Raw genomic sequence first — 14,404 nt, 5'->3', positions numbered from 1 at the left:
GACCATCAGCGCTTGCCACCGACCTCATACCGGCTTTGAACAAACCCATTATCCGACGCATACGTGCCGATATGCCGAAGCTCATGCTCGCCACCCAACTGGCTGAACAAGGGGATCCCCTGGCCCAGCACAACCGGAATACGCGTGATGATCATCTCGTCGATCAAACCCGCCTCAAGAAACTGCTGAATCGTCTGGCCTCCGTCGATATACAGGTGTTTCATCCCGCGCTCGGCCAACGCTGCCACGAGGCTGGTGACATCCTGGCTCACCACCTCAACCTTGCCCTTCAAAGCTGCAGGTAGCTCAACCGATTGGTGAGAGAGTGCTATGACCGGCGTGCCCTCATAGGGCCACTCCGGAAAGGACAACACTTTTTCCAGGGTCTTGCGGCCCATCACTAGCGCATCCACGGTGGCGATGAAGTGTTTATAGGTCACGCCGTTCAATTCGGCGCCTTCGTACTCAGGGCGATGAAGCCACTCGATATCACCGTCTGGCCGGGCAATAAAGCCGTCGACGCTGGCTGCGATAAAGACCGAACATTTGCTATCCATGGGGCGTGAAACTCCTTTTCTGTGTGCTTGAAAATATCGACTGTCATGGGTCGGCAACGCTAATGTTAATTTAATCTTGCGATGCAATAAGCGAGCATTGCCAAAAATCACCGTGGGTACCCGGCGCAGGCCGGTGTGCCTTTTCGTATTGCGAGGATCTATGCGCCGTTGGTTAATCCGCTACCGTTACGCGATCATTTTCTGGCTGTGCTTCGGGGTTTTCCGCACCTCCCTGGCTGACTGGAATCCCATCCCGTCCGGTTCCATGCGCCCGACGTTGCTTGAGGGCGATGTGGTGCTGGTCAATCGCGTCGCGTACGACCTCAAATTGCCCCTCACCGATATTTCCCTGGCGAGACTGGATAACCCCCAGCGCGGAGATGTCGTCACGTTCTCTTCGCCCAAGGATGGCACGCGCTTGATCAAACGCATTGTCGGTATCCCCGGCGATACCCTGGAAATGCGCGACGAGGTGTTGTGGGTCAACGGTACGCCGGCCACCTACAGTAATGGGCAGGACATCAGCGAGCCCATCGCGCCTGGCCAAACAGTTCCGGGGATCAAGGTGACGGAGCGTGCGAACAGCAGCCAGCGCACGGTGCAGTTCATGCCGACAGTACGGGCGCTGCGCGATTTCGGCCCGGTGGTGGTGCCTGCCGACAGTTACTTCATGCTGGGCGACAATCGCGATAACAGCGATGACTCCCGCTATATCGGGTTTGTGCCGCGTCGGCTGTTGATCGGGCACGCCCACCATATCCTGGCGTCAGCGCAGATCCTGGACCATTGGATGCCACGATTGGGTCGATTTGGCGCGCCGATACTCTAGTGGGCTGATCACGCTTTTGCGCTCAGCGCCCGCAGTGCAAACCCCGCAATGCGCTCCAGTTGCTCAGTGGTGGCGCCGCCCTTGCTGGCGACTTTCATGCCGCTGAGGGTGGCCATCAGAAAATCACACGCGCCCGAGAGATCGGTGCCGACGGTCAATTCGCCTTGTTCCTGCGCACGCTCCAGCGTCTGTTCGAATGCATTGCGCAAGCGTTCGGCGCTGTGGGCGGTGAGTTGATTGATCTCATCATCTTCCAGGCCGAACTCGCAGATGGCATTGACGCCCATGCAACCCGCCGTTCCTTCCCGCAGGGCGCGGGTGGCGAAGGATTGCAGGGTGTCGTGCAGTGCCTGCAGCGGGGTCGGGCCCTGGTTCAGGCGCTCGATCAAGTCGTCGACGCCGGTGCGCTGATACTCGGCCATCGCCAGCAGGTACAGCTGGCGTTTGTCGCCAAAGGTGTTGTACATGCTCTGGCGGCTCAGTCCCATGGCCTGCATCAGTTCTTCAGTCGAGGCCGCGGCAAAACCCTTGTCGCAGAAAACCCGGATGGCCTCGCGCAGCACCTGGTCGCGGTCGAATGCTCTGGGTCTTGCCATGGTTACCTCGGGGGAAATTGCAGGTGAAGGCTCAGGCCAGGTAGCCGCCATCGATGGTCATGCTGGCGCCGGTGACAAATGCCGCTTCTTCGGACGCGAGATAAGCAACCATGCCGGCAACATCGTCGGCGGTACCTACGCGGCCCAAGGGAATCAGGCTTTTGATCATGTCCGCATGGGGCCCGTCTGCCGGGTTCATGTCGGTGCTGGTGGGGCCCGGCTGCACGTTGTTGACGGTGATGCCGCGCGGCGCGAAATCAATCGCCAGGCCGCGGATCATACCGGCGATCGCCGACTTCGTCATGCTATAGACGCTGGAGCCCGGGAAGCCCGAACGTTGGGCGACCACGCTGCCGACGGTGATTATTCGGTCACCCGTGTGCATCACCGCCGAGCTGGCCTTGGCCGCCGCAAACGTGGCCCGCACATTGACCGCAAACATTCGGTCGAAGTCTTCCAGGCTGAAGGTGTCGACGGTGCCCATCAGCAGGATCCCGGCGTTGTTGACCAGGATATTCAAGGCGCCGAAATGCTCGACAGTGGCCGCGACCGCCCGTTCTATTGCCGCCACATCGGCGCTGTCGGCCTGAATCGCCAAGGCTTTTCCGCCCTTGCTTTCGATCAGGCCAACCAGCGCTTGCGCCTTGTCGGCAGAGGAGGAATAGGTAAACGCGACCGCTGCACCTTCAATTGAAAGCCGGCGGACAATCGCTTCGCCGATACCGCGGGAACCGCCGGTGACCAGGGCGACTTTGTGGTTGAAGCGAGGGGTGTGAGCTGTCATGGGGGAGGCCTGAGATTTAGTGGATTAAATAATCCACTAAAACGTACCAGCCTGGAAATACTTAGCCAAGCTGTTTTTGGATTAATTAATCCTTAACTGCCGGATGTGCTCTCGAATCCTTCATCAGACGCCGGTCATTTCAGGTCGCTGTAGGTCAACCTGAACTCCGACAGCGCCGGGTGCTCGGTTTTCCACTGGCGGCCATACGCCTTGGCTGTTTCCATTTCTTCGGCAGTCAGCGCGCTGGCCAGTTGTTGCAGGTAGCCTGCGGCATCGGCGTGCCGTGGGTTTTGCCGGGTACTGTCCATGACCAGCCAGTAGAGCCCATAGGCGTGGATTTTGTTCTCGGGGTAGTGATAGCGGTTGGTGCCACTTTCATCGATATCGAACCCGCCGAGCGCACCGGCATAGGTCATGACGCCATCAAGGTCATTCAGCGCCAGCCGTTTTTCCAGGTGTATGCGCTGGTAGGAGAGGTTGCGGTAGTAGGTCTGCATGTTGGCCAGCCACTTCATCGCTGGCGGGAAGCCCTTGAAGGCCGCATACCTGAGCATGGAGTCGCGGTTGTCACTGGCCTCCGGGTTTTTGTCGTACAACAGCGCCGCAATGTAATAGGCCTCGGCGCAGCCGGCATCACCTGCCTTTCTCAGCCACGAGCGATCTTTGGTCAGTTCATACAGCTGCAGCATCGCTGCGCCGTCGCCAGCATCGGCACCTGCCTGGGCGAGGGTCTTCGCCTTGGCCAGGTTGGTTTCGCCACCCAGGCGCATCAGGGCGTACACATGATCCTGGGCGGCGGCCAGGCGGTACCACGCCTGGGCATCGGGGTCGACACTGCCGACCCGGCGCCGGATGGCTTCGCCCAGGGCGTATTGGGACGGCGCATCGCCGGCCGAGGCGGAGATGGTCAAATGGGTTTCGCACTCTTCGAATTCACCGAGTTGATACAACTCGAGGCCCCGCTGTTTGGCTGCCTGTTGCTGGCTCGTCAAATGTGAAATCAGCGCGTTCAGCGAGTTGAGCAAATCAAACAGCGTGGTCAGTGCATCGGAATGGGTATACATGATCATTACCTGTATCGGGATACGTTGTCCGATAAAGGTAGGTGGGGCGGTGGGGCCCCAGGTGACAGATAGTTATCGGCAGGAGCGCTGCCTTTCCCGCGCTCTGGGCAACCCCTCAAGCGCTACGGCTGCCACGTATTGCCTGGTCCAGAAACAACGCCGCATTCGCCACGGCCTGCATGCCTTCGGGCAAGATTGCCGCAAACAAATGCCAGACATGAAACATCCCAGGCCAAACCTCCAGCGACACGCGTACCCGGTTTTCCCCCAGGTGGGTGGCCAGGCGCATGGCGTCGCTGAGCATGACTTCGTTTTCGCCGATCTGCACCAGAATGGGCGGCAATCCCCGGACGTCCGCGAACACCGGCGATGCATCGGGATCATTCGGCAGCGCGCCGTTGAGAAACGCTTTTGCAAGCAGCGTCAGCCCCAGGCGGGAGGCTTGCGGGTCGAGGCCGTCACGGTTGTCGATGGAGGCGCCGGTGTGTTCCAGGTTGGCCCACGGCGACAAGGCGGCGCCCCCGGCGGGCAGTGGCAGGCCTGCGTTGCGGGCCTTGACCATCACCGACACCACCATTGCGCCGCCGGCCGAATCGCCCGAGAACACGATGGACCTGGGGTCATTGCCCTGGTCGAGCAGCCAGCGATAAGCCTGCAACGTGTCATCAATAGGTACGGGGAACGGATGCTCGGGCGCCAGGCGGTAGTCGGGCAGGTAGACTTTTGCACCCAGCAGTTTTGCGAAGTGGCCGGCAAGGCCCAGGTAGCCCCGCGGGCTGCCGCCGACATAACCACCGCCGTGGATGTAAAGCAGCACCTGGTCACCCTCAAACCCATCAGGCACGACCATCATGCCCGGTACGCCACCCATATCGACGTCACAAAAGCTGACACCGGCGGGAATCGGATGGGAACAAAGCACCTGCTCATAAGCCTTGCGCTGCTCATTGAGGGTGAGGGTGGTTTCCTGGCCCGTGAGAAATGGGCCGAAGTCAGCGGCGCAGGCAACCCACGCGTCGAGATGGGCCTGGACAAGGGGAGTGAATGCCATGGGGGAGAACCTCATAAAGTGATCCCGATACCGGGATTAGCGATTGAGGTTCTATTTTATGGATTCTATTGGAGAACGAATTTCACCACTGCGGCGCCTGTGGGGATCAGCTGCCGCTGTCAGTGCGACGGCTGCTGACTTCAGCCGGCACATCATCCCCGGCCATGCGCTTGCGGAACAACGCGGTGCGTGCCAGCAGCAACGTCGTCACCGGCACTGTGATCGACAGCAGGATCGGGATCAACCAACCGTGCAACACCGGCCCGGACTTGAGCACCGAAAAGTAGATGATCGAGGCCAGCGCCACGCACCAGGCGCCCAAGGTCGAAGCCAACGCCGGCGGGTGCATGCGCTGGAAGAAGTCTTTCATCCGCAACAACCCAATCGCCCCAATCAGCGCAAACAGGCTGCTAAGCACCAACAATACCGCGACGATCACTTCAACCCACAGCGGCAACACATCGACATTGATCATTCGATCACCTCCCCACGCAGCAGGAATTTCGCCAGGGCAAACGACCCCACAAAGCCAAACAGCGCAATCAACAGAGCCGCTTCAAAATACGTGTCACTGGCATACCGAATACCCAGCACCAGCATCATCAGCATGGCCAGGATGTACAGGTAATCCAGCGCGAGCACCCGGTCCTGGGCCGACGGGCCTTTGAACAGGCGCACCAGGGTCAGTACCATGGCCAGGGAGAACAGGAACAGGCTGAACAGGATCGCATTGGAGAGCAGGGCGCTCATTCGAAGATCTCCATCAGGGGCCGTTCGTAGGCGTGTTTGAAGTGCTCGATAAACTGCGCTTCGTCATCCAGGTCGAACACGTGGATCAGCAGGACGCTGCGGTCCAGGGCCAGTTCCGACCATACGGTGCCCGGCGTCACGCTGGTGATCATCGCCAGCACGGCCAGGCCGTTGGCATCCCGCAGGTCCAGGGGGATCTTGATAAAGCGCGAACGCGGTGGGCGAGAGCCGCAGGTCAGGATGCCCCAGGCCACGGCGAGGTTGGAGATGATCACGTCACGCCCCACCAGGAAGAACAAACGGATGATCACCCCCGGGCGGCGGATGCGGATCGGCAGCGGGCGCAACGGCGCCATCATCAGCGGTGCCGCAAAGCCGAGGATCGCCCCCAGCAGCAGGTTGCCGGGGCTGACGGACAGGTTCAGCACCAGCCACAACAACCACAATGCCAATGACAGCCACGGGGCAGGGAACAGGCGCTTCATGGCTGCACCTCCAGGGCGGCGGCCTTGGCTTCAGGGCTCGGCACCGGACGCGTCGCCATGACCGCCATCACATAGTGTTCCGGGTTGTTCAGGCTCTCGGCGGCCGCCTGGGTATAGCGCATCAGCGGCTCGGCCTTGAACGTCAGGGCGATGCTCAGGCCCAGCAGGAAGAAAATCGGCACGCATTCGAAGCGGCGCAGCAGCGGCGATGGACGCTCTTCCGGGGTCCAGAAGCGCTGGATGCCGAGGCGGGCGAAGGCGATCAGCGACGCCAGGCCGGAGAAGATCAGCAGTGCCACCAGGCCCCAGGCGGCCGGACGCACCGGTTCGTCGATGGCATTGCCCAGGCCCATCGGGTTGATCAAGGCGCTGAGCAGGCTGAGCTTGCCGATAAACCCGGACAGCGGCGGCATGCCGATGATCAGCAGGGCGCAGGCGATAAAACTCAGGCCGAGGAACGCCACCGTCCAGGGAATCACCTGGCCGACCACGGCTTTCTGTTCATCGTCGAGGTTGGTGCCGGGCGGTGGATGCAGGGATTCCATGGCCTTGGGCAGGGCTTCGATTTCGTCGTCCAGGGGCATGTCGTTGGCCGAGCGCGAACGCTCGATCAATTCGGCCAGCAGGAACAGCGCACTCAGCGCCAGGGTGGAGCTGACCAGATAAAACAGCGCCCCGGCGGTCAGGCTTGGCTGGGCAAAACCCACCGCCGACAGCAGGATCCCGGCGGACACCAGGATGCTCAGGCTGGCCATGCGTTCCAGGCGTTGCGCGGCGATCATCGCCAGCGCCGCGCAGACGATGGTCGCCATGCCGCCGTAGATCAGCCAGTCGCCGCCAAACAGTGCCGAGGCACCCGCCTGGCCGGAGAACAGCAGGTTCCACAGACGCAGCACGGTGTACACGCCAACCTTGGTCATGATCGCAAACATCGCCGCCACTGGCGCACTGGCCGAGGAGTAGGCAGGCGCCAGCCAGAAGTTCAGCGGCCACATCCCGGCCTTGGCCAGGAAGGCGACGGCGAGGATGCCCGCACCGGCATGCAGCAGGCCGCGATCGGCTTCCGGCACCAGGGGGATTTTCAGTGCCAGGTCGGCAAAGTTCAGGGTACCGGTGACGCCATAGATCAGCGCCGCGCCAATCAGGAACAAGGTCGAGGCCAGCAGGTTGATCGAGATGTAATGCAGCCCCGCCGACACCCGCGCCCGGCCGGAACCGTGGAGCATCAGGCCGTAGGACGCCGCCAGCAGCACTTCGAAAAACACGAACAGGTTGAACAGGTCGGCGGTCAGAAAGGCGCCATACAGGCCCATCAACTGAATCTGGAACAGTGCATGGAAGCTGGTGCCGGCGCGGTCCCAACGGGCCATGGCGAACAGCAGGGCGCTGACGCCAATGATCCCGGTGAGCACCAGCATCATCGCCGAGAGTTGGTCCACCACCAGCACGATGCCGAACGGCACCTGCCAGTTGCCCGGCAGGTACACACCGATGGAGCCGGGGCCGCCTTTCTGGGTCCAGTACAGCAACAGCACGGCGATGCCCAGGCCCACCATGCTGGAGAACAGGTTGATCCGCGCCTTGAGCGGGCGGTGCTTCTCGCCGAGCATCAGCATCAGCGCGGCGGTCAGCAACGGCAGCAGGATCGGCGCGATGATCAGTTGATTCATCCAGGTCATTCCTTGGGCTCCCGGCCGTCCACATGGTCAGTGCCGGTCAGGCCCCGGGATGCCAGCAGCACCACCAGGAACAGTGCGGTCATGGCGAAGCTGATCACGATTGCCGTCAGCACCAGGGCCTGGGGCAGCGGATCGGTGTAGTTGAGCAAGTCTTGCGGCACGCCATCCTTGATGATCGGCTCCTTGCCGATAAACAGGCTGCCCATGCTGAAGATGAACAGGTTGACCCCGTAGGAGAGCAGGCACAGGCCCATCACCACCTGGAACGTCCGTGGCCGCAGGATCAGCCAGACGCCGGAGGCCGCCAGGACCCCAATGGCAATTGCGATGACTTCTTCCATCAGGCGGCTCCTCCTGGGCTGGCAACGGCTTTCGCCTGGTTACTGGGTTTATGGGCGCGCACCGATTGGTGGCCGAGGGCGGTGAGCATCAGCAAGGTCGAGCCGACCACCATGGCGTACACACCGACGTCGAAGAACAGCGCGCTGGCGACGTGGATGTCCCCCAGCACCGGCAGGCTGAAGTGCCAGGTGTGCGTGGTGAGGAACGGGTAGCCGGCGAGCAGTGCGCCCAGCCCGGTCAGGGTTGCCGACAACAAGCCAAAACCCATCCAGCGCATCGGCCGCAGGCTCATCTGCGCCTCGACCCACTGGGTACCGGCGACCATGTATTGCAGGATGAACGCGACGGACATCACCAGACCGGCGACAAACCCGCCGCCCGGTTGGTTGTGCCCCCGCATGAACAGGTAGAACGAGACAACCAGGGCAATCGGCAGCAGCAGGCGCACCAGCACCGCTGGCACCATCATGAAACCCAGGGCGGTGTCGCTGGCCTGGCGCGGGTTGATCAGGTCTGTGGCCACGTCGGGTGCCAGTTGGCGCTGTTGCGCGGGCAATTCCATGCTTTCCTTCGACGGGCGGAAGCGGCGCAGCAGGGCGTAGACGGTCAGCGCCACGGCGCCGAGCACGGTGATTTCACCGAGAGTGTCGAAGCCCCGGAAGTCCACCAGCATCACGTTCACCACATTGCTGCCACCGCCTTCTGGCAGGGCACGGCTGAGGTAGAAGGAGGAGATGTCGTTGGGCGTCTGGCGGGTCAGCATCGCGTAGGAGAGCAGCGCCATGCCGCCACCGACCACGGTGGACAGGAGGAAGTCCCGCAGGCGGCGGATGCGTGCCTTGCGCAGCGAGCTGGGCAGTGGGGAAACTTCTTCGATCCGCCGTGGCAGCCAGCGCAGGCCCAGCAGGATCAGCACGGTGGTGACCACTTCCACCACCAGTTGCGTCAGCGCCAGGTCTGGCGCCGAGAACCAGACGAAGGTCACGCAGGTCACCATCCCGCACACGCTGACCATGGTCAGGGCTGCCAGCCGGTGGTACTTGGCTTGCCAGGCGGCGCCCAGGGCGCAGGCGATTGCCAGCAGCCACAGGGTGACGAACACGATGGAGCCCGGGATCTTCGGCCGGTCGCCCCAACTGATGCCGCTGTAGAGCATCGGGATCAACCCGGCGGTCACCGCCGCCAGCACCAGCAGGAACAGCTGGGTTTGCAGGCGTTTGGTGCTGATGCGTTTTTCGATCTTGCGCACCCCGCGCATCATCACCACCAGGCAGCGCTCGAAGCCGCGCTTGCCATTGAAGTAGCTGATGATCGGCGGGTATTTGAAGCGGCCCAACTTGAGTTGCTTGCGCAGCAGCAGATAGAGCACCACGCCGCCGGACATGGCCACCAGGCTCATGATCATTGGCGCGTTCCAGCCGTGCCAGATGGCGAGGCTGTATTCCGGCAGTTCGCCGCCGACCACCGGCAGGGCCGCTGCGGCGAGGATCGAACCGACCACCTGGGCCGGGAAAATCCCCACCAGCAGGCAGGTAAACACCAGCAACTCCACCGGCGCACGCATCCAGCGTGGCGGCTCGTGCGGGGTGTGGGGCAGGTTGGTGGCCTTGGGGCCGAAGAACACATCCACGGTAAAGCGCAGGGCATAGGCCACGCTGAAGGTACCGGCGATGGTGGCGATGACCGGCAGGGCGATTTCCACCCAGGCGGTGGCGGAGATGAACACGGTCTCGGCGAAGAACATTTCCTTGGACAGGAAACCGTTGAGCAGCGGCACGCCGGCCATGGACGCACTGGCGACCATCGCCAGGGTGGCGGTAAACGGAATCAGCTTGAACAGGCCGCTGAGCTTGCGGATGTCACGGGTGCCGCTTTCGTGGTCGATGATCCCCGCCGCCATGAACAGCGACGCCTTGAAAGTGGCGTGGTTAAGGATATGGAATACGGCGGCGACAGCGGCCAGCGGGCTGTTGAGGCCCAGCAGCAAGGTGATCAGCCCGAGGTGGCTGATGGTGGAGTAGGCCAGCAGGCCTTTGAGGTCGTTCTGGAACATGGCGCAATAAGCGCCGAGCAGCAGGGTAATGGCACCGGCACCGCCGACAATCCAGAACCACTCTTCGCTGCCGGACAGCGACGGCCACAGGCGTGCCAGCAGGAACACGCCGGCCTTCACCATCGTTGCCGAGTGCAGGTAGGCCGACACCGGCGTCGGTGCAGCCATGGCGTGGGGCAGCCAGAAGTGGAAGGGGAATTGCGCGCTTTTGCTCAGGGCGCCGATCAGCACCAGGGCGAGCATGATCGGGTACAACGAATGGGCACGGATCTGATCACCGGCAGCCAGGACCTGATCCAGGTCGTAGCTGCCGACGATATGCCCGAGCAGCATCACCCCCGCCAGCAGGCACAAGCCGCCCGCGCCGGTGACCATCAGCGCCATATAGGCGCCACGCCGGGCATCGGCGCGGTGGTGCCAGTAGCCGATCAGCAGGAACGAGAACAGGCTGGTGAGCTCCCAGAAAAACACGATCTGGATCAGGTTGCCGGAGATCACCAGGCCGAGCATCGCACCCATGAAGGCCAGGAAAAACGCGAAGAAGCGCGGCACCGGGTCTTCCGGCGACATGTAATACCGGGCGTACAGCGACACCAGGGTCCCGATGCCCAGCACCAGCATCGAGAACAACCAGGCAAAACCGTCCATGCGCAATACGAAGTTCAGCCCGAGGCTGGGCAACCACATGAATTCTTCACGTATCACGCCACCGTGGGCGATCTGGGGGTAGAGCAGGGCGACTTGAACCGTCCCGACCAGGGCCACAAGGCCGGCCAGCAGGGACTCTGTGTTGCGTGCGTTGTGCGGCAGCAAGGCCGCCAGACAGCTGCCGATAAAAGGCAGAAGCAGTAGAACTATCAGGGACATAGGCTTCTAATCTGCGGGAGTTTGGGATGCATCATACGTGCCGGAATCTTGATCACCAAACGGCAAGATGTGGCAGGATCCTACAAGGTAGGCTGAAAAAGGCTGTTTGGCATTGTTTCAATGCCCGTATCCAGGGCAGGTATGCTGTTTAAAGGTTTTTTTCAGCCTGTTGCATAAGGACGTGTGATGACCCAGCGATTGCTCCACCTTGACCATGTCGCCTGCAGCCTGCCGGATGGACGCAGCCTGTTCGACAATCTGAACCATGCCTTCAGCGCCCGGGCGACCGGCCTCGTGGGGGCCAACGGGACGGGCAAGTCCTTGCTGGGCGCAATGCTCGCGGGCACCCTGCAGCCCACCCGCGGGCATGTGCGCCGCGAGGGCAGTGTGTACGCGGTGACGCAACTATTGGAGCCCGAACGCTATTCCAGCGTGGCGGCGCTGGCAGGTGTCGACCAAGTGCTGGCGGCGTTGGCGCGCATCGCCGAGGGCAGCGTGGACGAACAGGACCATGCACTGGCCGTTGATCAATGGGATTGCGCGCCTCGACTGGCGGCGGCCCTGGAGCAAATCGGCCTGGGGCACTTGACTGCCGACTCGCCAACCGCGGCCCTCAGTGGCGGCGAACGCCAGCGCGTCGCTTTGCTGGGCGCCTGGTTGTCGAGGGCAGACTGGTTGATCCTCGATGAGCCCAGCAACCACCTGGACATCGATCAGCAGCACAAGCTTGCCCAGCAGATTGATCGCTGGCCCGGCGGCCTGGTGCTGATCAGCCATGATCGCGGGCTGCTGGAGCACATGGACGAGATTGTCGAACTGTCGCCCAAGGGCTTGGCGGTCTACGGCGGTAATTACAGCCACTATGCGGCGACACGGGAGCAGGAGCAGCAGGCGTTCCAGTCGGCGTTGCAGGGGGAGCGCGCGCACGCCAAACGTGAGCAGCGTGAAGCGGTCATCCAGATGGAGCGTCAGCAGCGCCGCAATGCCCGGGGCGACCGCCAGGCCCGGGATGGCAACCAGACCAAACTGATCACCAACGCCCAGAAAGAGCGCAGTGAAAACAGCCAGGGCAAGTTGCGCCTCAACCAGCAGCTGGCGCGTGAGCAGCAACAGCAACGGATCGCCGAGGCGCGTGCGCGGTGTGCGCCCGAGATCCAGCGCATGATGCTGTCGCCGGAAAGCGTGGTGCCCCAGGGCAAGCTGGTGCTGCAGTTGAACGACGTGGTGTTGCCGTTTGGCAGCCCGGCGCCGATCAATCTCACCCTGACCGGCCCGACGCGCATGGCGATCCTGGGAGCCAATGGCAGTGGCAAGTCGACCCTGCTGCGGGTGATTGCCGGCCAGTTGCCGGTGGCTGCCGGTGAGTTGGCGCGCAGTTGCCATATCGGCTGGCTGGACCAACACGCCGGGCTGGAGCACCCCGAGCGCACGGCGGTGCAATGGCTTTACGAAAGTAATCCGCTACTGGCGCAAAGCGAAGCGCGTACACGGCTGGCGCAAATGGGCATTGATGCTGACCGCGCGATGCTCGACACCTGCCAACTGAGCGGCGGCGAGCGTCTGAAAATTGCCCTGGCCGCACAGCTCTACGCCGAGCATCCGCCGCAATTGTTGTTGCTGGACGAACCCGACAACCATCTGGATTTGCCCAGCCGGATTGCCCTGGAGCAAATGCTCAATCAGTACCAGGGCGCGCTGATCGTGGTGTCCCATGACGAGGCGTTCCTGCAGGCCATCAACCTGGACGGCGAGTTGCGCCTCTGAGGCCGCTTAACCCTGCTTTTCGTGTTCCAGTTCGATCTGGGGCTCGGCGAGCCGCTGCCGACGGGTTTTCATTTCGCTGACAATCACCGCCGCCACAATCAACGCCGCGCCCACCATGGCAATCGGCGGGAAGCGCTCCCCGGCAATCCGCCCGACTACGCCGGCCCACACCGGCTCCCCGGCATAAATCAGCGTGGCGCGAGTCGGCGAGACGCTTTTCTGCGCCCAGTTCATCGCCACCTGAATCACCGCGCTGGTCAGCCCCAGGCCCACCGCGCTGAACAGCAGCAACCAGGAAAACCCCGGCAGCGCCTCGCCCATCGGCACCACCATCAGGAACGACAGCACCGACGCCGTGGCCAGTTGCACCACCGTTACCCGGCGTACATCCACCTGCCCGGCAAAGGCGCTGATCAGGATGATCTCGGCGGCAATTGCTACCGCACCGATCAACGTGGCGATTTCACCGGGGCTGAAATTCAATGATGCCCCGGCCGGGCCGGTCAGCAGCATCAGCCCGGTAAACGCGAGCATGATGCCGATGCTCGGCATCAACCCCGGCCGCCGTCCCAGTACCAGCCATTGCAGCAGCGGCACGAATGGCACATACAGCGCAGTAATAAATGCCGACTGGCTGCTCAGGATCGTCTGCAAGCCAATGGTCTGCAAACCGTAGCCGAACATGATCGCCACACCGATAAAGCAGCCAGCCTTCAATTCAAACAGCGTCAGGTTCCGCAGGCTGCGGAATGAGAACGCCCCGACGATGAGCGCCGCCGCAGCAAAACGCAGGCCGACGAAAAACATCGGGCCGCTGACGGCCATGGCGTGCTGCACCAGCAAAAATGTGCCGCCCCAAAACATGGTGATCACCACCAATACACATTCGGCTTTGCTGAAACGGGAAAACAACGGGGAGGTGGTCATGGCGGCTCGGTCTTGCACAGGAAGGGCGCGGACCGCACAATGCGCCGCAAGCTGGGCAGTATACTGCGCAACCCCACCCTGTGAGCAATATAGTGCACAAAGAAAATCCGCAACGGGCCTCGGTCCTGCAACACGTCAGCCAGAACGTTCGGCGCCTGCGCCATGCGGCTGAGTTGAGCCAGACGGCGCTGTCCGAAAAATCCGGCGTCAGCCGGCGCATGCTGGTGGCAATCGAGGCGGGGGAGAAAAACGTCAGCCTGTCGACCCTCGACCGGGTGGCTGAAGCCCTGGACGTGGCCTTCAGCGACTTGATCCAGGCCCCGGATGCCGCTGATCACAGCCGTATCAACGAACTGGCCTGGGCCGGTGACATCCCCGGCAGCAAAGCCGTGCTGCTGGCCAAGGCCACCGCGCGTCGCGAGGTGGAACTATGGGAGATGCGCCTGGAGCCCGGCGATCGCTACATGCCTGAACCGGACCCCGAGGGTTGGAGCGTGCAGTTGTTTGTGTTCGAAGGCACCCTGACGCTGGTGCTGGGGGATGAGGAAAAAAACGTCGCCACCGGTGAGTTCCTGATGTTCGCCAGCCGCTACCTTCACGCCTATCGCAATGACGGCGACGTGGCGGTGCGGTTTGTGCGCAACGTGGTGATTTAA

General features: G+C 62.3%; 15 protein-coding genes. 3 read left to right on the top strand and 12 right to left on the bottom strand.

Going from position 1 to position 14,404, the window contains the following annotated elements; all coding sequences use genetic code 11:
• Positions 1–5: 5 nt before the first annotated feature.
• Positions 6–557 (bottom strand): dihydrofolate reductase family protein, encoded by a 552-nt coding sequence (locus tag JV201_RS18945; protein ID WP_219407204.1) that lies wholly within the window; start codon positions 555–557, stop codon positions 6–8.
• A 160-nt stretch (positions 558–717) separates the two neighbouring features.
• On the opposite strand from JV201_RS18945, the gene lepB reads away from it, so the two are divergent.
• Positions 718–1,386: a signal peptidase I gene (lepB, locus tag JV201_RS18940; protein ID WP_008432435.1), complete on the top strand. Its 669-nt coding sequence runs from the start codon at positions 718–720 to the stop codon at positions 1,384–1,386.
• 8 nt (positions 1,387–1,394) lie between these two features.
• Here the strand turns inward: lepB and JV201_RS18935 are convergent, their stop codons facing one another.
• The 10 genes from JV201_RS18935 to JV201_RS18890 form a co-directional block, all read right to left on the bottom strand.
• A complete protein-coding gene (locus JV201_RS18935; RefSeq protein WP_177009142.1) occupies positions 1,395–1,982 on the bottom strand; it encodes a TetR/AcrR family transcriptional regulator in 588 nt (195 codons plus the stop codon).
• A 31-nt stretch (positions 1,983–2,013) separates the two neighbouring features.
• Entirely contained in the window at positions 2,014–2,766 is a 753-nt protein-coding gene (locus JV201_RS18930; protein WP_177028453.1) for a 3-oxoacyl-ACP reductase family protein, read from the bottom strand.
• A 134-nt stretch (positions 2,767–2,900) separates the two neighbouring features.
• A complete protein-coding gene (locus tag JV201_RS18925) occupies positions 2,901–3,830 on the bottom strand; it encodes a sel1 repeat family protein (protein WP_219405911.1) in 930 nt (309 codons plus the stop codon).
• A 115-nt stretch (positions 3,831–3,945) separates the two neighbouring features.
• Positions 3,946–4,881 (bottom strand): alpha/beta hydrolase, encoded by a 936-nt coding sequence (locus JV201_RS18920; protein WP_177028454.1) that lies wholly within the window; start codon positions 4,879–4,881, stop codon positions 3,946–3,948.
• Positions 4,882–4,987: 106 nt separating this feature from the next.
• Entirely contained in the window at positions 4,988–5,356 is a 369-nt protein-coding gene (locus JV201_RS18915; RefSeq protein WP_003211753.1) for a Na+/H+ antiporter subunit G, read from the bottom strand.
• Positions 5,353–5,631, bottom strand: coding sequence for a K+/H+ antiporter subunit F (locus tag JV201_RS18910; RefSeq protein ID WP_003211751.1), 279 nt, complete (start codon positions 5,629–5,631; stop codon positions 5,353–5,355). Before JV201_RS18910 ends, JV201_RS18915 begins: the two co-directional genes overlap by 4 nt.
• Positions 5,628–6,116 (bottom strand): Na+/H+ antiporter subunit E, encoded by a 489-nt coding sequence (locus JV201_RS18905; protein ID WP_003211750.1) that lies wholly within the window; start codon positions 6,114–6,116, stop codon positions 5,628–5,630. The genes JV201_RS18910 and JV201_RS18905 overlap by 4 nt, the downstream gene beginning before the upstream one ends.
• The gene (locus JV201_RS18900; RefSeq protein ID WP_003211748.1) at positions 6,113–7,795 is read right to left on the bottom strand and encodes a monovalent cation/H+ antiporter subunit D; all 1,683 of its coding nucleotides are present in this window, start codon (positions 7,793–7,795) and stop codon (positions 6,113–6,115) included. Before JV201_RS18900 ends, JV201_RS18905 begins: the two co-directional genes overlap by 4 nt.
• Positions 7,792–8,136 (bottom strand): Na+/H+ antiporter subunit C, encoded by a 345-nt coding sequence (locus JV201_RS18895; RefSeq protein WP_003192163.1) that lies wholly within the window; start codon positions 8,134–8,136, stop codon positions 7,792–7,794. The genes JV201_RS18900 and JV201_RS18895 overlap by 4 nt, the downstream gene beginning before the upstream one ends.
• A complete protein-coding gene (locus JV201_RS18890) occupies positions 8,136–11,057 on the bottom strand; it encodes a monovalent cation/H+ antiporter subunit A (protein WP_219405910.1) in 2,922 nt (973 codons plus the stop codon). Before JV201_RS18890 ends, JV201_RS18895 begins: the two co-directional genes overlap by 1 nt.
• 186 nt (positions 11,058–11,243) lie before the next feature.
• Between JV201_RS18890 and JV201_RS18885 the strand changes: the two genes are divergently transcribed.
• Positions 11,244–12,821 carry an ABC-F family ATP-binding cassette domain-containing protein gene (locus JV201_RS18885; protein ID WP_219405909.1) on the top strand — a complete coding sequence of 526 codons (1,578 nt, stop codon included), beginning with the start codon at positions 11,244–11,246 and terminating at the stop codon, positions 12,819–12,821.
• A gap of 6 nt (positions 12,822–12,827) precedes the next feature.
• Here JV201_RS18885 and JV201_RS18880 read toward each other — a convergent pair whose 3' ends face one another.
• Positions 12,828–13,748, bottom strand: a complete 921-nt coding sequence (locus JV201_RS18880; RefSeq protein ID WP_219405908.1) for a DMT family transporter — start codon at positions 13,746–13,748, stop codon at positions 12,828–12,830.
• A 92-nt stretch (positions 13,749–13,840) separates the two neighbouring features.
• Between JV201_RS18880 and JV201_RS18875 the strand changes: the two genes are divergently transcribed.
• Positions 13,841–14,404 (top strand): helix-turn-helix domain-containing protein, encoded by a 564-nt coding sequence (locus JV201_RS18875; RefSeq protein ID WP_003211741.1) that lies wholly within the window; start codon positions 13,841–13,843, stop codon positions 14,402–14,404.

The sequence above is a fragment of the Pseudomonas sp. Colony2 genome, from assembly GCF_019382755.1.
GTDB lineage: Bacteria > Pseudomonadota > Gammaproteobacteria > Pseudomonadales > Pseudomonadaceae > Aquipseudomonas.
The sequence above is the reverse complement of the archived record's forward strand: the minus strand, read 5'-3'. Positions and strand labels throughout refer to the sequence as shown.